Raw genomic sequence first — 23,556 nt, forward strand, 5'->3', positions numbered from 1 at the left:
TCGGCTCGAGGGCGCCGGGATAGCGTCATCGTGTCCCCAACTGCCCTCACCCTCGCGGAGTCCCCATGAGCACCGCCGCCGCCCCGTCGATTCGCCCCGGACAGGTCCTCGCCGACCTGCTCCCGGCCTCCCGGGTCCGGGATGTCGCCCTGGTCGTCGGCGGCGCCGCGCTCACTGGCCTCGCGGCCCAGATCTCGGTCCCCGTGCCCGGCTCCCCGGTGCCGGTGACCGGCCAGACCTTCGCCGCGCTGCTCGTGGGCACGACGCTCGGCGCCGGCCGTGGTTTCCTGGCGCTCGCCCTGTACGCGCTGGCGGGTGTGGCGGGCGTGCCGTGGTTCGCGAGCGGCACCTCCGGCGCGAGCGGCGTCTCCTTCGGCTACGTCCTGGGCATGATCCTCGCGTCCACGGTCGTGGGCGCCCTGGCCCGCCGCGGCGCCGACCGCAACGTGTGGCGCACGGCGGGCGCGATGCTCGTGGGCGAGGCGATCATCTACGCCGTCGGTGTCCCGTACCTGGCCTACGCCGCCGACATCTCCGCCTCCGCGGCCATCGCGGCCGGACTCACCCCGTTCCTGATCGGCGACGCCCTGAAGGCCGCCCTGGCGATGGGCCTGCTGCCCACCGCCTGGAAGCTCATAGAGCGGTGATCTTGTAGTTCCTGCGGAAGAGGTTCGCCGGGTCGTACTGCGACTTCACTGCGGCGAGCCTCTTCGCCGTCTCCGCGTCGTACAGCCCCTCACCCCGGTCACCGGCCCCGAAGGCGAAGTTGAGCGCCCGCCCGAGCGTGTCCGGCGCGAGCGGTGCGAAGGCCGGATCGAGGATCGCCCGGGCCGTGTCCCGGTCCCCGACGGCCAGCACCCGCACCAGGAACCGCCCGTCGCGGTACGGCACCGCGTTCGGCGCGCTCCGCGCCAGCGCCCCGCCCAGGTGATTGACCTGGACGACACACATGGCGTCGGCGTCCGGCCCGGTCCTCGCGAGCAGCTCGGCGGCCCTGTCGACGTTCAACTCGCGCAGCACCGCGCTGTCCCCGTAGTAGGCGTGCGGGAAGTCGGGGTCGCTGTGGATGGTGTGGCTGTCTGCGTACGGCATCTCGCGCAGGGAGTCGGAGAGCACCGGCCCGATCTCCCGCAGGGGCGCGACCAGCCGCTCGCCGTCGGCACCGGTGTACGCGACCCGCACGGAGACGACGTGACGCCCGCGCAGGTGCGGCGGCAGCGCCGGGATGTCCGGGTACGGTACGGCGGCGAAGGACGAGGTCAGCTCGTCGGGCAGGGTCCGCGTCCACGCCTCGTACGCCCGCAGTACGGCCGCCGGATCGACCTGCCGTCCGTCGAACGCGAGTGAGCCGCCGTAGAGCCGCCGCACGGGTACGAGGCCGATCTCCAGCTCCGTGACGATGCCCAGGGTGTGGCCGCCGCCGAGGAGGGCCCAGTAGAGGTCGGGGTCGGACGCGCGGCTGACGTGGCGTGGTGTGCCGTCCGCGGTGACGACGTCGAGCGAGCGCACATGGTCGGCGGCGTAGCCGAACTCGCGGGCGAGGATGCCGAGTCCGCCGCCCAGGGTGTACGACACGGCGCCGACCGACGGGGCCGAGCCGTTGAGCGGCGCCAGCCCGTACGGCTCGGCGGCCGCCACGACCTGACCCCAGCGCACGCCCGCCTGGACGCGGACGGTGCGGGCGTCGGGATCGACGGTCACCCGGTCCATGCGCCGCGTGCTGACGAGGACGCCGCCCTCCGATGCGCCGGGCAGGCCGTGCCCGGTGGCGTGGACGCCGACCGGAAGGTTCCGCTCGGCCGCGTACCGCACGGCGGCGGCCACGTCGGCGGGGGAGGCGGCGGCGACCACGAGGGCGGGCCGCTGGGTGAACCCGGTCTGGAACCCGGCGAGTTCCTCGTCGTACCCGGGCTCCCCGGGGCGGAGGACGAGCAGGTCTGCGGTGTCGGTCAGGGAGTTCATACGGGCCATGGTGGCCGCATAACCTGACAGGAACGGTCAGGTTATGCGGCGGGTGTCCTTGATCTGCCGGCTCAGCCCTCCTGTCCGTGCGGCCGCCGCCGCTGGGACCACCACAGTCCGGCGGCCCCGGCCGCGACGAGGGCGGCGCCGGCCGCGCCGAGCGGCAGGACGTCCTGCCTGGCACCGGTCTCGGCGAGTTCGTCACCACCGGGGGCCACGGGCTTGTTGTCGGTGCCGAGGAGCAGCGGGGTGGCCGGGGCGTTGGGCGACGGGTTCGTCGTACCGAACGGCACCGGACCCTGCTGCCAGAACGTCTTCTTCCCGTCGGCCGTCTGCACGGGCAGACAGATCTTTCCGGTCTTGCCCAGATCGAAGGTGGCGTCGACGGTGTACGCCTTCGACCGACCGGCCGCCAGATTGTCGATGGAGCAGACGAAAGCGCTGTTCGAGCCCTCGGGGAGATTCTTTTCTTCGATCGGCGAGCATCCCTGAACGTTTTTGACCGTCAGGCCGTCGAAACCAACGACCAAAAGCCTGATCTTGCCGCTGTCCTTGGTCCCTTCATTCTTCACCGTGGCGGTAATCGCCGTCTCCTGGGACTTGTTGTCGACCGAGATCTTCCTGGGCAGCAGCGTGGTCAGCTTCACGCCCCCGGGAGCCGCGTCAACGGGCTTTCCCCCCTGGCTGCTTCCGGGCTCCGGGTCGTCGGCCCCGGCGGTGCCGGAAAGGATCAGCACCGCCGAAAAGGATGCTGCGACCAGCGAACCCGCGATGGCCGTGGTGCGACGAGAACTCATGTTCACTTCCCCCTTGCTTCCCCCTGACTGCGCCTGAATTCGCAGTACTTGAAGAGCTACCACAAGATTTCCCGGCACTATGCTGATACGCCGAGAAGTGTGACCATTGTGTGCCGATGAGGTCTGTTCAAAGTGTCGTAGAGGGGGTGCAGCGCATTGCCGGGAGAAACGGGGAATACGAGGGGCGGCGGGGTTCCGGGGCTACTGGTGACCGGCCGCTACCGGCTGGTCGAAAGCATCGGCCAGGGGGGAATGGGGCGGGTGTGGCGAGCGGTCGACGAAATACTCGATCGTCTGGTCGCCGTCAAGGAAATGCGTATCGACGGCCTGGACGCGGAGGACACCCGCACCCGCCGCGAACGCGCCCTGCGCGAGGCGCGGGCCACGGCGCGCATCGACCACCCCAACGTCGTACGGGTCTACGACGTCGTGGACGAGGGCGAACGCCTGTGGATCGTCATGGAGCTGGTCCACGGACGCTCCCTGGAGCGCATCATGGCCGAGGAGGGCCCGCTGGGCCCGCCGGAGACGGCGCGGATCGGTCTGGAACTGGTCGCGGCGCTGCGCGAGGTGCACGCCGGAGGCGTACTGCACCGGGACATCAAACCGGGCAACGTCCTCGTCGAGAGCGCCGGCCGCCGGCGGGTCGTCCTCACCGACTTCGGCATCGCCGCGATCGAGGACACGACGGCGCTCACCATGGTCGGCATGCTCGTCGGCTCCCCCGACTACATGGCCCCCGAACGCGTCTCCGGCCGCCCCCAGGGCCCCCCGTCCGACCTCTGGTCCCTCGGCGCGACCCTCTGCGCGGCCCTGGCCGGCCACTCCCCGTTCTCCCGCGACACCACCCTGGCCACACTCCACGCGGTCCTCTACGAAGAGCCCGAACTGCCGGAAACGGCAGGCCCTTTACGCCCCCTCCTCACCACCCTCCTGAAGAAGACACCCTCGTCCCGACCAGCCTTGGCCGACCTGGAGTCAGCCCTGCGCTCCGTGGCGTTTCCCACGCCCACTCCCACGTTGGTGGTGGACGGGGCCGAGGTCACGGGAGGGGGTGGGGGTGCGGGTTCGGGCGGCGTCCGGGGGAACGAGGGCGAGGCTGGGGGGCCGGGGGCGGCAGCTGTCGAGGGGCCGGGGCCGGGGCCGGGGCCGGTGACCGGGGGGCCGGGAGAGTCGGGCGTGGCTGCTGCCGGGTCAGGAGCGGCGGTTGGGGAGCTGGGCGTTGCGGCTGCGGGGGTGGGAGGGGCTGGTGGGGAGCCGGGGGCGGTGGCTGGGGAGCTGGGCGTTGCGGCTGCGGAGCCGGGGGCGGTGGCTGGGGAGTCGGGCACGGTTGCTGCGGAGCCGGCCGAGTCGGTAGCAGAGCCTGAGCCCCCGCAGGACGCGGTGCCGGAAGCGGCGGCGGCAGTGCAGCCAAGCTCGGCCGGGGAGCCAGGAGCGGCGGACGCGTCCGAGCCCGCTCAGTCGCCCGAGCCGCTACAGGACGCGGTCCCACCGCCACGTTCCACGCCCGACGAAGCGAAGACGCCCACGGGCCGCGCTGCCGGCCGGGAGCCCGTGGCCCGCGCTGCCGGCGAGAGGCCGACGGACCAGGGCGTTGGCGGAGAGCGCGCTGGCCAGGTCGGCGACTGGAGTCCCTCGGCCCGCGCTGCCGATGCCGGGTCCGTGGCCCACGATGCCGACGGAGAGCGCGCTGGCCAGATCGTCGACTGGAATCCCGCGGCCCGCGCCATCCACCAAGAGCCCGTGGGCCAAGGCACGGTCGGGGAGGCCGTGGGCCAAGCGGCCGTCCAGGAGCGTGGCGCCCAGGCCGCCGAACGGGCGGCGCCCACCCACTACTCCGCAGTCGGGGAGCACACAGCGGCTGTCGCCCAGGCGGCCGACCCGGAGCCCGCCTCCGGCTCCTCCAACGGCCTCGCCGCCAGTGTCTCGACCGAAGCAGTCGCAAGCGCCTCCACCGAAGCTGCTTCCGAGGCCCGGTCGGAGTTCGCCTCGGAGCCCCCGGCCGGTGGCTTCACCACAGCCGCGCCCGAGGCCTGTTCGGATGCTGCAGCCGGTGGCGCCACAGCCGTGCCCGAGGCCTGTCCGGATGCTTCGGCCGGTGGTGCCACAGTCGTGCCCGAGCCCCGTTCGGGCACCCCGGCCGATGGCTTCGCCAAAGCCGCGCCCGAGGCCCGCTCGGAAACCCTTCCCGGCACCTTCGCCGCGCCCGCGCCCGCGCCCCGTTCGGATGCCCCGGTCGGCAGCTCTGCCGCAGTCTTGCCCGAGGTTCGCTCGGAGCCCCTCTCTGGTAGCTCTGCCGGGGGAGCGTCGGAGGTTCGTTCGGAGCCCCTCGCCGATAGCTCTGCCGGAGGCGTGTCCGAGCCCCGTTCGGAGCCCCGGGCCGGTGACTCACCGGGCGCCCCCGACCCCCGCAGCGCTGTCCGGGCAGATGCGCCGACCGCCTCCGCCCAACCGCCACCGCCGCCCCGCCGCTCGCCCGGTGTGTCGCTCTCGCGGGCTCAGGCGGTGACCGAGGAGCGGCCGACTCCCGGTCCGCGCCCCACTCTTGAGATCCGCCGCACTTCAACGCCACGGCCGACTCCTCGTCCCCACGGCGCCGCGGCGACGGCGGGGGTGCCCGTCGGGGAGCTTCCCGGTCCCGCCGTGCCAGTCGAGGAGCTTCCCGGCCCCGCCGTGCCCGTCGGCCCCACCGCCCTCACCCCCACCCCCGCCCGCAACCGCCGCCGTACCGCCCTGTTCGCCGCCGCCGGCGTCCTCACCGCCGGTGCGGTCGTCGCCGTGGTGCTCGCGTCGGCGTCGGGGACGCCGGACGGGACCAGGGCGGGCCCTACGCAGAGCACCGCACCGTCCGTCGTCTCCTCAGGCCCCGACAGCCCCCTGAGCTCCACCCCGAGCACCACCACCCCCTCGTCCACCGTCGAAGGCACCTCCAGGCCCCCGATCCTGCCGCCGGGTGCGCATCCGGAGGCCGGTGGGTACGCGTGGGTCACGCCGAAGGGGTGGCGACGGGACGTGAAGACGGGAGCGGAGGTGCACTACACCTCACCCGACGGCAAACAGGAGCTCGTCGCCAAGTCCTCCCTCGCCCGCGGCGACCTGATGGAGACCTGGAAGACCTCGGAGGAGAACGCCCACCAGGGCCAGGCGTACCGCAAGATCCGCCTGGAGGAAACGACGTTCCAAGGCCACCCGGCGGTCGTCTGGGAGTACACGTTCACCCTCCAGGGCACCCCCTGGCACGCCCGACTGCTCGGCTTCAACGCGAACGGGAAGTCGTACCAGATCAACACCTGGTACCAGCCGACCGTCGAACCCGAGGCCCTCAGGACCTACGACCGGGTCAAGGACAGCTTCACCCTCATCTGAAACCCCCAACCACCCTCTGAAACCCCCGACAACCCTCTGAAGCCCCCAACGACGAAGGGCCCCACGGTGTCGCACACCGCAGGGCCCCGCCGAACCGTTCCTTCTAGTCGCGCGCCTCGACCGGGGCAGCCGCCGCGGCCCCCGTCTGTTCCGGGCCGCCCGCGACGGCCTCGCCCTTCGTGAGCTTCTCCTTGGCGAAGGCGATGGCGAGCACGATCCCCGCGACGAGCAGCGACAACAGCACGGTCTCCCGCCCGTCGTGCTCCGTGTCCGTGAGCATGTAGCCGAGGACGAAGACGATCAGCGCGGCCGTCGCCCAGGTCAGGTACGGGTACAGCCACATCTTCACGACCAGCTTCTCCGGCGCCTCGGCCTGAATGATCTTCCGCATCCGCAGCTGCGAGAAGCAGATCACCAGCCAGACGAACAAGGCGACCGCTCCACTGGAGTTCACCAGGAACAGGAAGACCGAGTCCGGGAACTTGTAGTTGAAGAACACGGCCACGAACCCGAACACGACCGACGACACGATCGCCGCCAGCGGCACACCGCGGGACGTGGTCCGCGCGAACGCCTTCGGCGCGTCACCCCGCGCACCGAGCGAGAAGGCCATGCGCGAGGCCGTGTAGAGGCCGGAGTTCAGACAGGACAGCACCGACGTCAGCACGATGAAGTTCATGATCTGACCGGCGTGCGCGATCCCCAGGGAGTCCAGCGCGGCGACGTACGAGCCCTGGTCGGCGATCGACTTGTCGTCCCACGGCAGCAGGGTGACGACGATGAAGATCGACCCGAGGTAGAAGACGCCGATACGCCAGATGATGCTGTTGGTCGACTTGGTCACGGCCCGCTGCGGGTCCTCGGACTCACCGGCCGCCAGGGTCGCGATCTCGCTGCCCATGAAGGAGAAGACCACGAGCAGGACACCGGTGAGGATGGCGCCGGGCCCGTGGGGCAGGAAGCCGCCGTGGTCGGTGAGGTTGCCCAGCCCTGCCTTGTCGCTGTCGACACCGGGCAGCACGCCGAACACCGCGAGCCCACCGATCACGATGAACGCGCCGATCGCCACGACCTTGATCCCGGCGAACCAGAACTCGAACTCGCCGTAGGAACCGACGGAGACCAGGTTCGTGGCGGTCAGGACCACCATCACGATGAGCGCCCAGCCCCACTGCGGTACGGCGGGGATCCACCCCTCGAGGATCTTGGCGCCGGCGGTCGCCTCGACCGCGAGCACGACGACCCAGAAGAACCAGTACAGCCAGCCGATGGAGAAGCCGGCCCAGCGCCCGAGTGCGCGGTCGGCGTGCGCCGAGAAGGAACCGGACGTCGGGTTCGCGGCCGACATCTCGCCCAGCATGCGCATGACCAGCACCACGAGGGTGCCGACCAGGGCGTACGACAGGAGGATGCCGGGGCCCGCCGTCGCGATGCCGGAGCTGGAGCCGACGAAGAGGCCGGCGCCGATGACGCCACCGATGGCGATCATCGACAGATGTCGGTTCTTGAGCCCTGCCTGGAGTCCGGATCCGGGGTCGCCGGATCCTCCGGGTCCTTCAGGGCCGTTTCCGGCCTTCGTCAGGGTCGGCTGCGAAGTCATGGGGCGGATTTCCTTTGCGCCGGGTGATCTGTCTCCCCGTACGAGCGGTGTACGAGTCGGTCCAGTGAAACGGAGGTCAACGAATTCTTGAACCTTTGATTCCGGATCGTTATTTGAGGTTTTCCTGAGGTTTCTTGTCGTGGCCCACAATTTCGAGATACACAACCCTGGGCTGCTGCCCCGTGACACGCATGTCACACTCGGACCATGCGCGTGTATCTCGGTTCCGACCATGCCGGCTTCGAACTCAAGAACCACCTCGTGGAGTGGCTCAAAGAAGCGGGCCATGAGCCCGTCGACTGCGGGCCCCACATCTACGACGCCCAGGACGACTACCCGCCCTTCTGCCTCCGCGCCGCGGAGCGGACGGCCGCGGACCCCGACGCCCTCGGCATCGTGATCGGCGGCTCCGGCAACGGCGAGCAGATCGCCGCGAACAAGGTGAAGGGCGTCCGGGCGGCCCTCGCCTGGAGCGAGGAGACCGCCTCCCTCGGCCGGCAGCACAACAACGCCAACGTCGTCGCCGTCGGCGCGCGCATGCACACGCAGGACGAGGCGACGAAGTTCGTCGAGACCTTCCTCAACACCCCGTTCTCCGGTGACGAGCGTCACATCCGCCGCATCGACATGCTGGCGGAGTACGAGACGAAGGGCGACCTCCCGCCGATCCCGGCGCACCACCCGCAGCCGTAGCCGTCATGTCGAGGCCCGCCCGTCGACGGAACGAGACGGGCGGGTGGGTGGGAAAGGACAACGCCACGTGCCAGAGGGGCACACGATCCACCGACTCGCGCAGGACTACGCGACCCGCTTCACAGGCGTGGTCGGAGTGAGCAGCCCACAGGGCAAGTTCTCCGACTCCGCCGCCCTCCTCGACGGCAGTCGCCTGCACACCGCCGACGCCCACGGCAAACACCTCTTCCTGGGCTTCGCCGAGTCCTGGATCCACATCCACCTCGGCCTCTTCGGCAAGGTCACCTTCGGCGACGCCCCGGCGCCCCCGCCCACGGACACCGTCCGCCTCCGCCTCGCCGACGACACCGCGTACGTCGACCTGCGCGGCCCCACCACCTGCGCCCTGATCACGACCGGCGAGAAGCAGGCGATACACGACCGCCTCGGCCCCGACCCCCTCCGCCCGGACTCCGACCCGCGTGCCGCGTACCGCAGGATCTCCCGCAGCCGTACGACGATCGCCGCCCTGCTGATGGACCAGAAGGTCGTCGCCGGCGTCGGCAACGTCTACCGCGCCGAGGTCCTCTTCCGGCACCGCATCGACCCCTACCGGGCAGGCAAGGACATCACCCCGGCCGAGTGGGACGCCCTGTGGGCCGACCTCGTCGCGCTCATGCGCGAGGGCGTGCGCAACAACCGCATCGACACCGTTCGCCCGGAACACACCCCGGAGGCGATGGGCCGCCCGCCGCGCGTCGACGACCACGGCGGCGAGGTCTACGTCTACCGCAGGGCCAACCTGCCCTGCCACATCTGTGGCGGCGAGATCCGCACCGCCGACCTCGCCGCCCGCAACCTCTTCTGGTGCCCGGCCTGCCAGGAGAACTGACCCGCGCCCGGGGCCCGCAGCACCGCGCCTCTCAGACCGGCAGCACCGGGCCCGTCAGAACCCGTGCGGCAGCCACGGCGCCACCCACGACCCGAACGCCACCGCCGCCTCCGCCAGCGCCCCCCGCCGCACCTCGCGCACCCGCCCGGCCGCCGCCAGCGAACCCAGGCTCACACCGCCCAGGTACGCCGCCCCCAACTCCCGTACGGACAGGACGAGATCGGCCCTCTCGGTCGTACGGGAGCACGAGGCACCCTTGGTGTCGCCGCTCAGCCGCCACCGGCCCGCGTTCCACGGGCAGAAGGCGTCCTCCACCTCCAACACGACGTCCACCGGCGCCTGGTACGTCCGTGCCTCCAGCGCGGCGCCCAGGTCCACCAGCCGTACATGCAGCGAGTCCCGCACCCGCAGCCCGCACCGCCGGATGTCGGACACCATCTGGAGCCACGGCTCGTCCATCGGCCGCCCGCGCGCGACGAGCGTCGACGTCAGGTCGATGTCGAACAGGAACCGCCACAGTGCCGCGTGCGCCGCCGGGTCGAGGGCCTCCGCGGACTGCACCGAGACCGTCCCGTTGGGCCCGTCGGTGTCCCACTGCGGCTTCACCCGGAAGCGGACGTAGCCGACGACCTCGCCGTCCCGCTCCGCGACCACGCACTGCAGCGGCGACGCCCCGCCCCGGTCGCTCTCCGGGTCGAGCAGCCCGAGCCGCTCCCAGCCGGGCAGCCGCTCCACCATCCCCGGACGCTCCGGCACCTTCCGCGCGTACACCGCCTCGCACGCGTCGAGCACATCGGCGGGCGCCGCGTACCGCAGCCGTACGTCGTCCGTGCCGGGCGGCACCGACAGCCGTACGCGACTGGTGTCGACCTCGGTGTTCACGTGGTGGGTGGCGACGCCGTAACCGAACCGTCCGTAGATGGCCGGCTCGGACGCCGTGAGCACCGCGAGGGGCCAACCCCACGCGCGTACGTCCTCCAGCTGGCGGCGCATCATCGACGTCAGCACACCGCGCCTGCGGTGCGTCGCGGCCACGCCGACCATCGTCACGCCCGCCGCGGGCACCGAGGCACCGCCCGGCACGGTCAGCCGGAAGCTGAACGCCCCCGCCGATCCCACGCACACGTCACCGTCCCACGCCCCGAGCGAGCGGTCGCACTCGGTGAGCGCGTGCCACAGCTCGCGCTCCTCGGACGACTCCGCGACTCCGCCGAAGGCCCGGAGCAGGCTGTCGTACCACTGGTCCCATTCGTCCGCCCGCAGGACCCGCAGGCCGGCGGCGTCGGTCGTGTCAGTCCCCATGCACCATGCCTACCAGCACTTTGTCGGGACGAGCGAGGCAATTTCCCCGGGGGCCACGCGCGACGGCTTTCCTTGAAGTTCACTGTGAAGTCCAACCTCGGACGGGGGACAAGTGGGACCTCCCGTGCCAAGCAGCTGGTCCGATGGATAGGGTCCCGAACTAATGGCAGCAGGACGAGAGCGGCGCGCGGAGGCCGAGACGTTCACGGCCCGGTTGAAGCACCAGATGCACCGGGCCCGAACCGGCTTGCGCAGAAGCGCCGTCGACTACTTCCGCGGCGACGGTTCGGACTGGATCGCGCTCGCCGGTCTGCTGATCACCATCCCGCTCATCGCGGCCACCACGCTCGCCAACTCGGTGTGGTGCTCACCGGCCGCCCTGGTCCTCCCGATCGTCGCCGGCGGCCTGCTGCTGCGCCCGGCCAGCCTGCTCGGCCTGTACGCGGCGGCGGCGACGGCGCTGATCGTGGAGTCGGTGCAGCTGGGCCCGTACACGGAGGGCCCGTCACGGGTGACCCCGGGTGTGGTGCTGGTCGTGGCGGCCTGCGGCTTCTTCGGCCTGTTGATCGCGCAGTTCCGCAGCCGGGTCGGCGTGCCCTGGCGGCGCGGCGGCACCATGCTCTTCGACCTGCGCGAACGCATCCGGGTGCAGAGCAAGCTGCCGACGCTGCCGCAGAGCTGGCACCGCGAGATGGCGCTGCGGCCGGCGGGCGGTCAGTCCTTCTCCGGTGACTTCGTCGTCGCGGCCCGTACGAACGGCGGGCGCACCCTGGAGGTCGTCCTCACGGACGTGTCGGGCAAGGGCATGGACGCGGGTTCACGCGCACTGCTCCTGTCGGGCGCGTTCGGCGGCCTGCTGGGCTCGCTCCCGCCCCACGCCTTCCTCCCGGCCGCGAACGGCTACCTCCTCCGCCAGGACTGGGACGAGGGCTTCGCGACCTCCATCCACCTGGTTCTGGACCTGGACTCGGGCGACTACGAGCTCTACTCCGCGGGCCACCCCCCGGGCCTCCAGCTCAGCGCGGGCAGCGGCCGCTGGGAGGAGAAGGCCGCCGAGGGCCCGCTCCTCGGTGTGTACGACGGCGCCCAGTTCGACCCCGTGAAGGGCTCCCTGCGCCCCGGTGACGTGCTGATGCTCTTCACCGACGGCCTCGTGGAAACCTCCGACCGCGACATCGTCGAGGGCATCGACCGCCTCACCGGCGAAGCCGACCGCTACGTCGCAGGCGGCTTCCACGGCGCCGCCTGGCACCTCATCGAGGCAGTGGCCAAGGACGTCAACGACGACAGAGCCCTCCTCCTGATCTGCAGAGAGGGCCCCACAGCCCAGACGACCCTGCGCTGACCCGGCATGCCGGTCGGTCCGCGGGCAGAAGCACCGAGAGACACTGGCCGCGTGACGGACTCGCCCCGAACCAACCTGACGCTGCCCGAAGTCGAAGCCCTGGCCCGCGCCGCACACCAGGGCCAGACCGACAAAGCGGGCCGCCCCTACGCCGAACACCTCCGCGCCGTGGCCGAAGGCGTCCGTATCCGCGGCGGAGACGACGAGCAGATCGCCGCAGCCTGGCTGCACGACTCCGTCGAGGACGACGCACTCTCCGAGCGCCGGCTGGCGGAGACCCCCCTGAGCCGCCGTACCAAGGACATCGTCCTCGCCCTGACCAAACGCACCGGCGAACCCCCCGAGGCGTACGCACACCGCATCCTCACCACCCCAGGCGCCCTCCTGGTCAAGGAAGCGGACCTCGCACACAACGCGAACCCCGTCCGCCTGGCGATCCTGGACGAACCGACCCGTAAACGCCTGACCGAGAAGTACGCACGGATGCGCGCACTCCTCGGCCTCACCACGAGGGAAACCCCGCCGAACGCCTAGGCGTTCACCTTCTCGCGACGCTCGGCACCAGCCCCGGCCTTCTCACGCTCGCGCGCCAACTCCGCGGCGTCCCGCTTGAAGGCCCACTCCATCTTCGGTTCCATCGCGAACCGGAACACCCGCTGCACCGGCTTCGTGCAGAGCAGCGTGACGACCACACCCGCCAACACCGTGACGAACACCTCACCGAGCGGCCGATGCAGCCAGTCCTGGTCGAACCAGCCCGTGTAGTCGCCGCCCTTCACCAGGAACCCGTGCAGCAGGTAGCCGTACAGCGTGCCCGCGCCCAGAGCCGTGAACCACATCCGGCGCCCCGGCACCCAGGCGAAGAAGCACGCGGTCAGGACCATCGAGCAGCCGAACATGGCGAGGACCATGACCGGGCCGACCCACCAGGGCGAGTTCAACTCCTGTGCGGAGTCACGGTGGTAGAACCACGCCGCGTTCATCCGCGGCACCGCCCACCAGGCGAAGGCCAGCGCGCACGCGAACACCGGCACGGCCGCGATCCGCACGGAACGGCGGCGCACCAGCCGGAAGTGCTCGGCCTTCATGGTCAGGCCCATCACGAAGAACGGAAGGAACTGCAGGACACGCTGGAGGTCGAGGTCGTCACCGATGTTCGGTGTGACCGACGCCAGCATGGCGATGCCGAGCGCGAGCGGCAGCGGCCAACGGACCGTCTTCCACAGGGGCGTGGTCAGCCGCCACACGAACAGCGCGCACAGGAACCAGGTCAGATACCACGGGTCGAGGAGGCTGATGTCCTGGTCCGGAGCGTCGTCGACGGCGCGCTTGAAGAGCGGGTAGGCCGTCTCGAAGACGATGTACGGCACCGCGACGCCGGTGACCAGCCGCTTCAGCCGGCTCGGGCTGGCGTCGAAACTCCGTGAGAAGAAGCCGGAGATGACGATGAACGCCGGCATGTGGAAGGCGTACACGAACATGTACGTGGCCTGCAGGACCCGGCTGTCACCCTTCAGGGGCTCCCAGGCGTGGCCGATGGCCACCAGCACGATCGCCAGGTACTTGGCGTTGTCGAAGAACGAGTCGCGCTGTTTGTGCTGCTTCTGCCGCGCCTGCGGCATCTGCGAATTCTGCGGGTTCTTCTGATGGTTCTCGGGCGAGCGCGGACTCGGCACTCCCGTTGTCGAAGTGTGGTGCGGGGGGAGTGGCGCTCTGTTGTGGCCGTGTGGCTGTAGCGAGTTCGTCACAGATCCTCCCACCCCGTCTTCGGGGAGAAGATCCGAGACCTCGTTGCGGGTGTGGGGGACGAGGCGGCGTGGAACATCTGAGGCACCCTAGCGTTGTCCGAGGCTTTCCGTAAAACGCCCTGCGCAATTCATGGTTATCCGTCTCGGGTACCCCGGATTAACAAACTCGATCGCCTTGTCGACGTGATGGTCCGCACACTGCCTGCCGCCGATCGGGGCCTCCGCAGGCGCCCTTGATGTCGCGATTCATCCCGACTAATTGGTGCATAAGGCCAGCGGGCGAAGTGTCTCCGATGTGGCCATGTCTGAAATTCGAATTACCTGCGAACGCGTTGTGTGGACATGGAAACGATCCCTGTTAATTCCCTGTGCGGGTGCACCCTCGAATTAATGTGCGGCACACCGCAGTTGGGTCCCCGCAGAGCCCCCGCAGGGTCCCCCGTCACCGGCCGGCGCGGCCGGATCCGGCACAGGTGTGACCAACGATGCGTCACGCGCTGCATATGCGAGCCGGGTTGGTGGCACGATGGTTCTGGCGGGGGTGCACTGGCTGGAGCATCCCCGGGCCGGGAGAGCGGACCGACCTAGGGTGTGATCAGTTGTGGCCATTTCACTGTCAGTGGTGCTGCTGTTGGCGATCATCCTGGTGGTGCTGATCAGAGGCGGGTCGATCAAGGCGGGCCCCGCCATCGTCGCCATCCTCTTCGGCTTCTTCCTCGCCTCGACGGGCATGGCCCCGTCGATCAACCGCTTCCTGGACTCGATAGCGGAAACGATCAACTCGATCAGCTTCTGAACTGCCGGCGGTCGGCCCCGAGTCGTACGAGAGCGGGCGACGGGAATCGAACCCGCGTAGCTAGTTTGGAAGACTAGGGCTCTACCATTGAGCTACGCCCGCACAGAGCGCGCCGCTGTCGGGTGACCGCGGCACTGAAGGCATCGTAGCGGGTCGGCCCCGCTCGTCGCACACCACAATCCCGCCCGCGCCGGAGTGCGCCGGGGAGCTCGCGAAATGCGGCGGTCTCCCTGCCTGCGGGCATGTACCCTACGTGTCGCACCAGACGGGGTGTGGCGCAGCTTGGTAGCGCGTCCGCTTTGGGAGCGGAAGGCCGTGGGTTCAAATCCCGCCACCCCGACCATCGACCGGCCATCGACCGGCCATCACCGGCCACCCGCGCGATCACCTCGCTTGATCGCCTTTGGGGCGTTCAGTGGCTGCGGTTACTATGCAAGCTGCGCGCCCGTGTGTCTCGTCCGCTGGAAGTACTCCACTGGAAGTCCTCCGGGCGGCGAAATCCGCCGGACCAGTCTGGCCCCGGCAGAAACCAAGAAGTCAGCCACAAGGAGACCGAACCGTGAAGAGCGCCGTGGAGACCCTGAACCCGACTCGGGTTCGGCTCACTGTCGAGGTGCCCTTCGAGGAGCTCAAGGACAGCCTCGACGCGGCGTACAAGAAGATCAACCAGCAGGTCACGGTGAAGGGCTTCCGCAAGGGCAAGATCCCCGCCCGGGTCATCGACCAGCGGTTCGGCCGCGGTGCCGTGCTGGAGGAGGCCGTCAACGACGCGCTGCCGAAGTTCTACACGGAGGCCGTCAACGAGGCCGAGATCGACGTCCTGGGCCAGCCCGAGGTCGACATCACCGAGCTGAAGGACGGCGAGACGCTGAACTTCACCGCCGAGGTCGACATCCGCCCGTCCCTCGAGATCCCGGACTACTCCGGCATCGAGGTCGAGGTCGACGCCGTCGAGGTCACCGACGAGGACCTCGAGAAGGCGGTCGAGCAGCTCCGCGAGCGCTTCGCCTCGACCTCCCCGGTCGAGCGCGCCGCCGAGGACGGCGACGTCGTCACCGTCGACCTGCAGGCCAAGGTCGACGGCGAGATCCTCGAGGACGGCGTGGCCGAGGGTGTCTCCTACACCATCGGCTCCGGCGAGCTGCTCGAAGGCATCGACGACGCCGTGAAGGGCCTGGAGGCCGGTGGCGAGGCCACCTTCACCTCCGAGCTCAAGGGCGGCTCCGCGGCGGGCAAGGAGGCCGAGGTCACCGTCAAGGTCACCCAGGTCGCCGCGCGTGAGCTTCCCGAGCTGGACGACGAGTTCGCGCAGCTCGCGTCCGAGTTCGACACCCTCGAGGAGCTGAAGGCCGACAGCCGCAAGCGCCTGGAGAACACGAAGCAGTACGACCAGGCCACGCAGGCCCAGGAGCGCGTCCTGGAGAAGCTGCTCGAGCTGGTCGAGGTCCCGGTCCCCGAGAAGCTGCTCGAGGACGAGGTCAACACCCGCAAGCACAACCTCGAGCACCACCAGCTCGGCCAGATGGGTCTCGACCTGGCGAAGTACCTGGAGATCCAGGGCAAGACCGCCGAGGAGTTCGAGGCCGAGACCCGTGAGGCCGCGGTCAAGGGCATCAAGACCCAGTTCGTCCTCGACGACCTGGTCAAGCGGGAGAAGCTCAACGTCAACCAGGAGGAGCTCACCGAGCACCTCATGCGCCGCGCCGCCTCCTCCGGCATGTCCCCCGACCAGTTCGCCCAGGCGGTCGTCGAGGGCGGCCAGGTGCCCCTCCTCGTCGGCGAGGTCGCCCGCGGCAAGGCTCTGGCCCTGGTCGTCGAGTCCGCCACGGTGAAGGACACCAACGGCGAGGTCATCGACCTGGACGACGAGGAAGAGGAGACCTCCACGGAGGAAGCCGCTGCCGAGGCGCAGGGCGACTCCGAGGGCGAGGGCGAGGAGAAGGCCGAGGCCTGATCCCCGCGTCACCTCTGACGTGGAACGAGGGCCCCGGGGCGCATCAGCTCCGGGGCCCTCGGCGTACGCCCGGGGCAGCCGGCCAAGGGGCGTGGGGCTGTATCGGTATGCGGCGCCGCCGCGAGGCGCGACGAGCCGCATCGGACCCGCGGTCGCCCGCGACTCAGAGGCACCCCCTCGCTACGCCCCCGGCGAACACCCACCTCTCCGGGATTCCCCGGAGGGACGCGCGCGTTAGGGTCCATGAATACGAGGGCAGTGGAGTCCCCGAACGGCTCCAGCCCCGCAGGGAAACGTGAGACGGCCCGGCGCCGTCGTAAGACGAGCAGGTGGATACGTGACGAATCTGATGCCCTCAGCCGCCGGCGAGCCTTCCATCGGTGGTGGCCTCGGCGACCAGGTCTACAACCGGCTGCTCAACGAGCGGATCATCTTCCTCGGCCAGCCGGTCGACGATGACATCGCAAACAAGATCACCGCGCAGCTGCTGCTCCTTGCCGCGGCCGATCCCGACAAGGACATCAACCTCTACATCAACAGCCCGGGCGGTTCGATCACGGCCGGCATGGCGATCTACGACACGATGCAGTTCATCAAGAACGACGTGATGACCATCGCGATGGGCCTCGCCGCTTCCATGGGGCAGTTCCTGCTCAGCGCGGGCACCCCCGGAAAGCGCTTCGCGCTGCCGAACGCCGAGATTTTGATTCACCAGCCCTCCGCCGGTCTGGCCGGTTCGGCCTCCGACATCAAGATCCACGCGGAGCGGCTGCTGCACACCAAGAAGCGCATGGCCGAGCTCACGGCCCAGCACACCGGCCAGACCGTCGAGCAGGTCACCCGCGACTCGGACCGCGACCGCTGGTTCGACCCCGATGAGGCCAAGGAGTACGGCCTCATCGACGACGTCATCACCACGGCTGCCGGTATCCCGGGCGGTGGCGGCACCGGGGCCTGAGGCCTCAGGACAGCCCTCAGCCGACCGCCTCAGCCCCTAGGAGACAGACAGTGAACGACTTCCCCGGCAGCGGCCTGTACGACCGTACGCGCGCCGAATACACCGGTCCCGCGGCCGAGTCCCGTTACGTCATCCCGCGCTTCGTCGAGCGCACCTCGCAGGGCATCCGCGAGTACGACCCGTACGCGAAGCTCTTCGAGGAGCGCGTGATCTTCCTCGGCGTGCAGATCGACGACGCCTCCGCCAACGACGTCATGGCGCAGCTGCTGTGCCTGGAGTCGATGGACCCCGACCGGGACATCTCGGTCTACATCAACAGCCCCGGTGGCTCCTTCACGGCGCTCACGGCGATCTACGACACGATGCAGTTCGTCAAGCCCGACATCCAGACGGTCTGCATGGGCCAGGCGGCCTCCGCCGCCGCCATCCTGCTCGCCGCCGGTACGCCGGGCAAGCGGATGGCGCTGCCCAACGCGCGCGTGCTGATCCACCAGCCCTACAGTGAGACGGGCCGGGGCCAGGTCTCCGACCTGGAGATCGCCGCGAACGAGATCCTGCGGATGCGCGCGCAGCTGGAGGAGATGCTGGCCAAGCACTCCACCACGCCGATCGAGAAGATCCGCGAGGACATCGAGCGCGACAAGATCCTCACGGCCGAGGACGCCCTGTCGTACGGCCTGATCGACCAGATCATCTCCACCCGGAAGATGAACAACGCCGACGTCCGCTGACGCGGACGCACCCAGCGTCTGCCGCCCTTGGTACGGGTCGGCGCGTGCCCGACAAGGTGCACGTCAAAGTGAACCGTGCCAAGGGGGGCCCGAACGAGGGGCCCGGCAAGGTACCGTCGGACATAAGGCAGCACCAGGAGCCGCTGGACCTAGGCGTCTCCCAGGCGAAGGGGAAGCACACCGTGGCACGCATCGGTGACGGCGGCGATCTGCTCAAGTGCTCGTTCTGCGGCAAGAGCCAGAAGCAGGTCAAGAAGCTCATCGCAGGGCCCGGTGTCTACATCTGCGACGAGTGCATCGATCTCTGCAACGAGATCATCGAGGAAGAGCTCGCGGAGACGAGCGAGGTCCGCTGGGAGGAACTCCCGAAGCCGCGCGAGATCTACGAGTTCCTCGAGGGCTACGTGGTGGGCCAGGAGCCCGCCAAGAAGGCCCTGTCGGTCGCGGTGTACAACCACTACAAGCGGGTCCAGGCAGGTGAGAACGGCGGCGGTCAAAGCCGCGAGGACGCCATCGAGTTGGCGAAGTCCAACATCCTCCTGCTGGGCCCCACGGGCTCCGGCAAGACCCTCCTCGCACAGACCCTCGCGCGCATGCTGAACGTCCCGTTCGCCATCGCCGACGCGACGGCGCTCACGGAGGCGGGGTACGTCGGCGAGGACGTCGAGAACATCCTGCTCAAGCTGATCCAGGCGGCCGACTACGACGTCAAGAAGGCTGAGACCGGGATCATCTACATCGACGAGATCGACAAGGTCGCGCGCAAGAGTGAAAACCCGTCGATCACGCGCGACGTCAGCGGCGAGGGCGTACAGCAGGCCCTGCTGAAGATCCTGGAAGGCACCACGGCCTCGGTCCCGCCCCAGGGCGGCCGCAAGCACCCGCACCAGGAGTTCATCCAGATCGACACGACGAACGTCCTGTTCATCGTGGGCGGCGCCTTCTCGGGCCTGGAGAAGATCATCGAGTCCCGGGCCGGCGCCAAGGGCATCGGCTTCGGCGCGACGATCCGCTCCAAGCGCGAGCTGGAGGCCAAGGACCAGTTCGAGGACGTCATGCCCGAGGACCTGGTCAAGTTCGGCATGATCCCCGAGTTCATCGGCCGCCTCCCCGTCATCACCTCGGTCCACAACCTGGACCGCGAGGCCCTCCTCCAGATCCTCGTCGAGCCCCGCAACGCGCTCGTGAAGCAGTACCAGCGCCTCTTCGAACTCGACGGCGTGGAGCTGGACTTCGAGCGCGAGGCCCTGGAGGCCATCGCCGACCAGGCCATCCTCCGCCAGACCGGCGCGCGCGGTCTGCGGGCCATCATGGAAGAGGTCCTGATGTCGGTGATGTACGAGGTCCCGTCCCGCAAGGACGTGGCCCGCGTCGTCATCACGGCGGACGTCGTCCACTCCAACGTGAACCCGACGCTCATCCCGCGCGACGCCCGCAACGGCCGTGGCCCGGGCGAGCAGAAGACGGCGTAACCGCCGACGCACACGGCACGACGAAGGGGCCCCGGTCGACCGACCGGGGCCCCTTCGCCGTGGACTTGGGGCCGTCAGGCCTTCACGCGGACGTCCTCGCGCATCTTGGTGGTGATGTCGATCGCGGACTCCTTGGTGATGCTCTTGGTGTTGTCACCGGGGGAGACCATGGCGATCGTGCTGTAGTCGGCCCACACGCAGAACCAGTCGGTCGACGGCTTCTGGGTGAGGTTGTTGGTGCCCTCGGCCGCCTGGCACTTCATGACCGCGCCGTCGATGTCCGCCTCTTCGGGCTGGCCCACCAGCTTGGTCTGGGACTCGCTGCCAGAAGAAGAGCTCGACGAGCTGGAGTTGCTGGCCTCGATCTGCTTCTGGATGGCGGCGAAGTACTTGTCGAGGGCCGTCTTGGGGTCAGCGATCTCGCCGTAACCGCCCACCATGGTCACGCCCCTGGCCTTGAGCAGCTCGCTCTTGCTGGGCAGGTCCTTGGGGTCGGGGTTCTGCGGGTCGTAGTTGCCGAAGTCGGCCGTCGAGTACTGCCCGATGACCGCCTTGCCGTTCTTGACGCCGCTGGTCTCCAGGTACTTCACGGTGTCCGCGTCGGTGCTCTCGCCGCCCTTGCCGACCCGCTTGTAGTCGCTGACCACCGTCGCCGGAGTCTCCAGCTTGTGCGCCCCGTCGTCCGACAGGCCGGCCGCGCCGCCGCCTCCGCCGATCACGAAGTAGGCGCCCACGCCGATCGCGGCGACGACGGCGACCGCGCCGATGATGAGACCGGTCTTCTTCTTGCCGCCACCCGGTGCCGGCGGCTGGGGCGCGCCGTACGGGGCCTGGCCGTAGGGCGGCTGCTGGCCGTACGGGGGCTGCTGACCGTAGGGCGGCTGCTGCTGGCCGTACGGGTTGGGCTGCTGCGGAGGGGCACCCTGCGGCGCCTGCTGCGGATAGCCGTAGCCGGGCTGGGCGGGCGGGGGCTGCTGGGGGTAGCCGTAGCCGGGCTGGGGGGCCTGCGGCGGCTGGCCGTAGGGGCCCTGCTGGCCGTACGGTCCGGGCTGCTGGGGCTGCCCGCCGTACGGGCCCGGCTGGTTGTAGCTCATTTCTGGGTTCCCCTCCAGATGCTTATGTGTTTCAGACATCCTGGCGCAGACGCAGCGTGCGCATGCCATCGGGGGTGGGCCCGTTACAGAACAAACGCGTTTCGGGACTGTGCGGTGACACCCCTAAACTGAGCCCGTGACCGAGAACGCTCAGCAGCAGCCACCAGCGCCCGACACCGAACTGCCGACCCAGTACGCGCCGGCCGACGTAGAGGGGCCGCTGTACGAGCGCTGGGTAGAGCGGGGTTACTTCGAGGCGGACGAGAAGAGCGACAAGCCGCCGTACACCGTCGTCATCCCGCCGCCGAACGTCACGGGCAGCCTGCACCTCGGGCACGCCTTCGAGCACACGCTCATCGACGCCCTCACCCGCCGCAAGCGGATGCAGGGCTACGAGACGCTGTGGCAGCCCGGCATGGACCACGCCGGCATCGCGACCCAGAACGTCGTCGAGCGTGAGCTCGGCAAGGAGGGCAAGTCCCGGCACGACCTGGGCCGTGAGGCGTTCGTCGAGCGCGTCTGGCAGTGGAAGGGCGAGTCCGGCGGCCAGATCAGCGGCCAGATGCGCCGCCTGGGAGACGGCGTCGCGTGGTCGCGTGAGCGCTTCACCATGGACGAGGGCCTCTCCCAGGCCGTCCAGACCATCTTCAAGCGGCTCTACGACGACGAGCTGATCTACCGCGCCGAGCGCATCATCAACTGGTGTCCGCGCTGTCTCACCGCCATCTCCGACATCGAGGTGGAGTACCAGGACGACGACGGCGAGCTCGTCTCCCTCAAGTACGGCGAGGGCGACGAGACGCTCGTCGTCGCCACCACCCGCGCCGAGACCATGCTCGGTGACACGGCCGTCGCCGTTCACCCCGAGGACGAGCGGTACCGGCACCTGGTCGGCAAGCTCATCAAGTTGCCGCTGACCGACCGTTCCATCCCGGTCGTCGCCGACGAGCACGTCGACCCCGAGTTCGGCACGGGCGCCGTCAAGGTCACCCCGGCGCACGACCCGAACGACTTCGAGATCGGCCAGCGCCACAACCTGCCGTCCCTCACCGTCATGGACGAGCACGCCGTCATCACCGCCCACGGCCCCTTCCAGGGCCTGGACCGGCTCGAGGCCCGCTCCGCCATCGTCGCCGCGCTGCGCGCCGAGGGCCGGATCGTCGCCGAGAAGCGGCCGTACGTCCACTCCGTCGGCCACTGCTCGCGCTGCAAGACCACCATCGAGCCGCGCCTGTCCATGCAGTGGTGGGTCAAGGTCGGCCCGCTCGCGAAGGCGGCCGGTGACGCCGTCCGCGACGGGCGCGTCAAGATCCACCCGCAGGAGATGGAGAAGCGGTACTTCGACTGGGTCGACAACCTCCACGACTGGTGCATCTCGCGGCAGTTGTGGTGGGGGCACCGCATTCCCGTCTGGTACGGCCCTGAGGGTGAAGTCGTCTGTGTCGGGCCCGACGAGGAGCCGCCGAGCGGCGAGGGCTGGCGTCAGGACACCGATGTCCTCGACACCTGGTTCTCCTCCGGCCTGTGGCCGTTCTCGACGCTCGGCTGGCCCGAACAGACCGAGTCGCTCGCGAAGTTCTACCCGAACTCCGTCCTGGTCACCGGCTACGACATCCTCTTCTTCTGGGTCGCCCGGATGATGATGTTCGGCCTCTACGCGATGGACGGCACCCCGCCGTTCCACACCATCGCCCTGCACGGCATGGTCCGCGACCAGTTCGGCAAGAAGATGTCGAAGTCCTTCGGCAACGCGGTCAACCCGCTGGACTGGATGGACAAGTACGGCAGCGACGCGCTCAGGTTCACGCTCGCCCGTGGCGCCAACCCCGGCGTCGACGTCCCGATCGGCGAGGACTGGGTCCAGGGCTCCCGCAACTTCGCCAACAAGATCTGGAACGCGACCCGCTTCGCGCTGATGAACGGCGCGACGGTGGAAGGCCCGCTGCCGGACGCCTCGAAGATGTCGGCGACCGACCGCTGGATCCTCTCCCGCCTGAACTCCGTCGTCGCCGAAGTCGACGCGTTCTACGAGGACTACCAGTTCGCGAAGCTCTCCGACGCGCTGTTCCACTTCGCGTGGGACGAGGTGTTCGACTGGTACGTGGAGCTGTCGAAGACCACGTTCCAGGCGGGCGGTGAGGCGGCCGAGGTCTCGAAGCGGGTCCTGGGCGAGGTCCTCGACGTCACGCTGAAGCTGCTGCACCCGGTGGTTCCGTTCGTCACGGAGACGCTGTGGACGACGTTGACGGGCGGCGAGTCGGTCGTCATCGCCGAGTGGCCGGCCGACAGTGGCTTCCGGGACGCCGACGCGGAGCGGGAGATCGAGTCGCTCCAGTCCGTCATCACCGAGGTCCGCCGCTTCCGCGCCGACCAGGGCCTCCAGCCCGGCCAGCGGGTTCCGGCCCGTCTGGAGCTGGGCGGCACGGCGCTGGCCCCGCACGAGGCGGCCATCCGGCAGTTGCTCCGCCTCCAGCCGGAGGGTGAGAGCTTCTCGGCCACGGCGACCCTGCCGGTCGCCGGGGCGACGGTCGCGCTGGACCTGTCCGGCACGATCGACGTCGCTGCGGAGCGGAAGCGGCTGGCGAAGGACCTCGCCGCCGCGGAGAAGGAGAAGGCGCAGGCCACGGCGAAGCTGGGCAACGAGGCGTTCCTGGCGAAGGCGCCGGAGAACGTGGTGGACAAGATCCGCGGGCGGCTCGCCAAGGCGGACGAGGACATCACGCGGATTCTGGCGCAGCTGGAGCGGTTGCCTCAGGCGTAGGCGTCGGTACGTTGGTGAAGGCCCCGGAGCTTCGAGGTTCCGGGGCCTTCGCGTGCCGTCGGGTGGGTCGCGCGGTCCGGCGCTGACGGGCACCGCCTGTCCCCAC

General features: G+C 69.6%; 18 protein-coding genes and 2 tRNA genes. 13 read left to right on the forward strand and 7 right to left on the reverse strand.

Annotated elements, in window-relative coordinates:
* Positions 1-65: 65 nt before the first annotated feature.
* Positions 66-647: a biotin transporter BioY gene (locus ACFYWX_RS08210; protein WP_389423160.1), complete on the forward strand. Its 582-nt coding sequence runs from the start codon at positions 66-68 to the stop codon at positions 645-647.
* Here ACFYWX_RS08210 and ACFYWX_RS08215 read toward each other — a convergent pair.
* Together ACFYWX_RS08215 and ACFYWX_RS08220 are read right to left on the reverse strand one after the other, a co-directional pair.
* Positions 634-1,962, reverse strand: coding sequence for an FAD-binding oxidoreductase (locus ACFYWX_RS08215; RefSeq protein ID WP_389423161.1), 1,329 nt, complete (start codon positions 1,960-1,962; stop codon positions 634-636). The genes ACFYWX_RS08210 and ACFYWX_RS08215 overlap by 14 nt on opposite strands.
* A 71-nt stretch (positions 1,963-2,033) precedes the next feature.
* Positions 2,034-2,759, reverse strand: a complete 726-nt coding sequence (locus ACFYWX_RS08220; RefSeq protein WP_389423407.1) for a hypothetical protein — start codon at positions 2,757-2,759, stop codon at positions 2,034-2,036.
* A 252-nt stretch (positions 2,760-3,011) separates the two neighbouring features.
* Between ACFYWX_RS08220 and ACFYWX_RS08225 the strand changes: the two genes are divergently transcribed.
* Positions 3,012-6,125 (forward strand): protein kinase, encoded by a 3,114-nt coding sequence (locus tag ACFYWX_RS08225; protein WP_389423408.1) that lies wholly within the window; start codon positions 3,012-3,014, stop codon positions 6,123-6,125.
* 103 nt (positions 6,126-6,228) lie between these two features.
* Here the strand turns inward: ACFYWX_RS08225 and ACFYWX_RS08230 are convergent, their stop codons facing one another.
* Positions 6,229-7,725 carry an amino acid permease gene (locus ACFYWX_RS08230; RefSeq protein WP_389423162.1) on the reverse strand — a complete coding sequence of 499 codons (1,497 nt, stop codon included), beginning with the start codon at positions 7,723-7,725 and terminating at the stop codon, positions 6,229-6,231.
* A 207-nt stretch (positions 7,726-7,932) separates the two neighbouring features.
* On the opposite strand from ACFYWX_RS08230, the gene ACFYWX_RS08235 reads away from it, so the two are divergent.
* Both ACFYWX_RS08235 and ACFYWX_RS08240 read left to right on the forward strand, forming a co-directional pair.
* Complete coding sequence (locus ACFYWX_RS08235; protein WP_389423163.1) at positions 7,933-8,418, forward strand: ribose-5-phosphate isomerase; 486 nt, start codon at positions 7,933-7,935, stop codon at positions 8,416-8,418.
* 67 nt (positions 8,419-8,485) lie between these two features.
* Entirely contained in the window at positions 8,486-9,289 is an 804-nt protein-coding gene (locus ACFYWX_RS08240) for an Fpg/Nei family DNA glycosylase (protein WP_389423164.1), read from the forward strand.
* Positions 9,290-9,343: 54 nt separating this feature from the next.
* On the opposite strand, the gene ACFYWX_RS08245 is transcribed toward ACFYWX_RS08240, so the two are convergent.
* Entirely contained in the window at positions 9,344-10,591 is a 1,248-nt protein-coding gene (locus ACFYWX_RS08245; protein WP_389423165.1) for a GNAT family N-acetyltransferase, read from the reverse strand.
* Between the two features lie 163 nt (positions 10,592-10,754).
* Between ACFYWX_RS08245 and ACFYWX_RS08250 the strand changes: the two genes are divergently transcribed.
* Both ACFYWX_RS08250 and ACFYWX_RS08255 read left to right on the forward strand, forming a co-directional pair.
* Positions 10,755-11,936: a PP2C family protein-serine/threonine phosphatase gene (locus tag ACFYWX_RS08250; protein ID WP_389423166.1), complete on the forward strand. Its 1,182-nt coding sequence runs from the start codon at positions 10,755-10,757 to the stop codon at positions 11,934-11,936.
* A 6-nt stretch (positions 11,937-11,942) separates the two neighbouring features.
* Entirely contained in the window at positions 11,943-12,470 is a 528-nt protein-coding gene (locus ACFYWX_RS08255) for an HD domain-containing protein (protein ID WP_389423167.1), read from the forward strand.
* Here the strand turns inward: ACFYWX_RS08255 and ACFYWX_RS08260 are convergent.
* Positions 12,467-13,684, reverse strand: a complete 1,218-nt coding sequence (locus tag ACFYWX_RS08260; RefSeq protein ID WP_389423168.1) for an acyltransferase family protein — start codon at positions 13,682-13,684, stop codon at positions 12,467-12,469. The genes ACFYWX_RS08255 and ACFYWX_RS08260 overlap by 4 nt on opposite strands.
* Before the next feature lie 601 nt (positions 13,685-14,285).
* On the opposite strand from ACFYWX_RS08260, the gene ACFYWX_RS08265 reads away from it, so the two are divergent.
* A complete protein-coding gene (locus ACFYWX_RS08265; protein ID WP_351140186.1) occupies positions 14,286-14,480 on the forward strand; it encodes a hypothetical protein in 195 nt (64 codons plus the stop codon).
* A gap of 31 nt (positions 14,481-14,511) precedes the next feature.
* Here ACFYWX_RS08265 and ACFYWX_RS08270 read toward each other — a convergent pair.
* Positions 14,512-14,582, reverse strand: a tRNA-Gly gene (locus tag ACFYWX_RS08270).
* 164 nt (positions 14,583-14,746) lie between these two features.
* On the opposite strand from ACFYWX_RS08270, the gene ACFYWX_RS08275 reads away from it, so the two are divergent.
* From ACFYWX_RS08275 to clpX, 5 genes are all read left to right on the forward strand, one after another.
* Positions 14,747-14,823 (forward strand) — tRNA-Pro (locus tag ACFYWX_RS08275).
* 216 nt (positions 14,824-15,039) lie between these two features.
* Positions 15,040-16,434, forward strand: a complete 1,395-nt coding sequence (gene tig, locus ACFYWX_RS08280) for a trigger factor (RefSeq protein ID WP_389423169.1) — start codon at positions 15,040-15,042, stop codon at positions 16,432-16,434.
* A 349-nt stretch (positions 16,435-16,783) separates the two neighbouring features.
* Complete coding sequence (locus tag ACFYWX_RS08285) at positions 16,784-17,392, forward strand: ATP-dependent Clp protease proteolytic subunit (RefSeq protein ID WP_389143684.1); 609 nt, start codon at positions 16,784-16,786, stop codon at positions 17,390-17,392.
* A gap of 50 nt (positions 17,393-17,442) precedes the next feature.
* Positions 17,443-18,123 (forward strand): ATP-dependent Clp protease proteolytic subunit, encoded by a 681-nt coding sequence (locus ACFYWX_RS08290; RefSeq protein ID WP_389423170.1) that lies wholly within the window; start codon positions 17,443-17,445, stop codon positions 18,121-18,123.
* 182 nt (positions 18,124-18,305) lie between these two features.
* Positions 18,306-19,595, forward strand: a complete 1,290-nt coding sequence (clpX, locus tag ACFYWX_RS08295; protein WP_389423409.1) for an ATP-dependent Clp protease ATP-binding subunit ClpX — start codon at positions 18,306-18,308, stop codon at positions 19,593-19,595.
* Positions 19,596-19,669: 74 nt separating this feature from the next.
* On the opposite strand, the gene ACFYWX_RS08300 is transcribed toward clpX, so the two are convergent.
* Positions 19,670-20,689, reverse strand: coding sequence for a hypothetical protein (locus ACFYWX_RS08300; protein ID WP_389423171.1), 1,020 nt, complete (start codon positions 20,687-20,689; stop codon positions 19,670-19,672).
* Positions 20,690-20,825: 136 nt separating this feature from the next.
* Here ACFYWX_RS08300 and ACFYWX_RS08305 point away from each other — a divergent pair, with 136 nt between their 5' ends.
* Positions 20,826-23,450: a valine--tRNA ligase gene (locus tag ACFYWX_RS08305; protein WP_389423172.1), complete on the forward strand. Its 2,625-nt coding sequence runs from the start codon at positions 20,826-20,828 to the stop codon at positions 23,448-23,450.
* Positions 23,451-23,556: the final 106 nt, after the last annotated feature.

It is taken from the genome of Streptomyces sp. NPDC002888 (genome assembly GCF_042888465.1).
GTDB lineage: Bacteria > Actinomycetota > Actinomycetes > Streptomycetales > Streptomycetaceae > Streptomyces.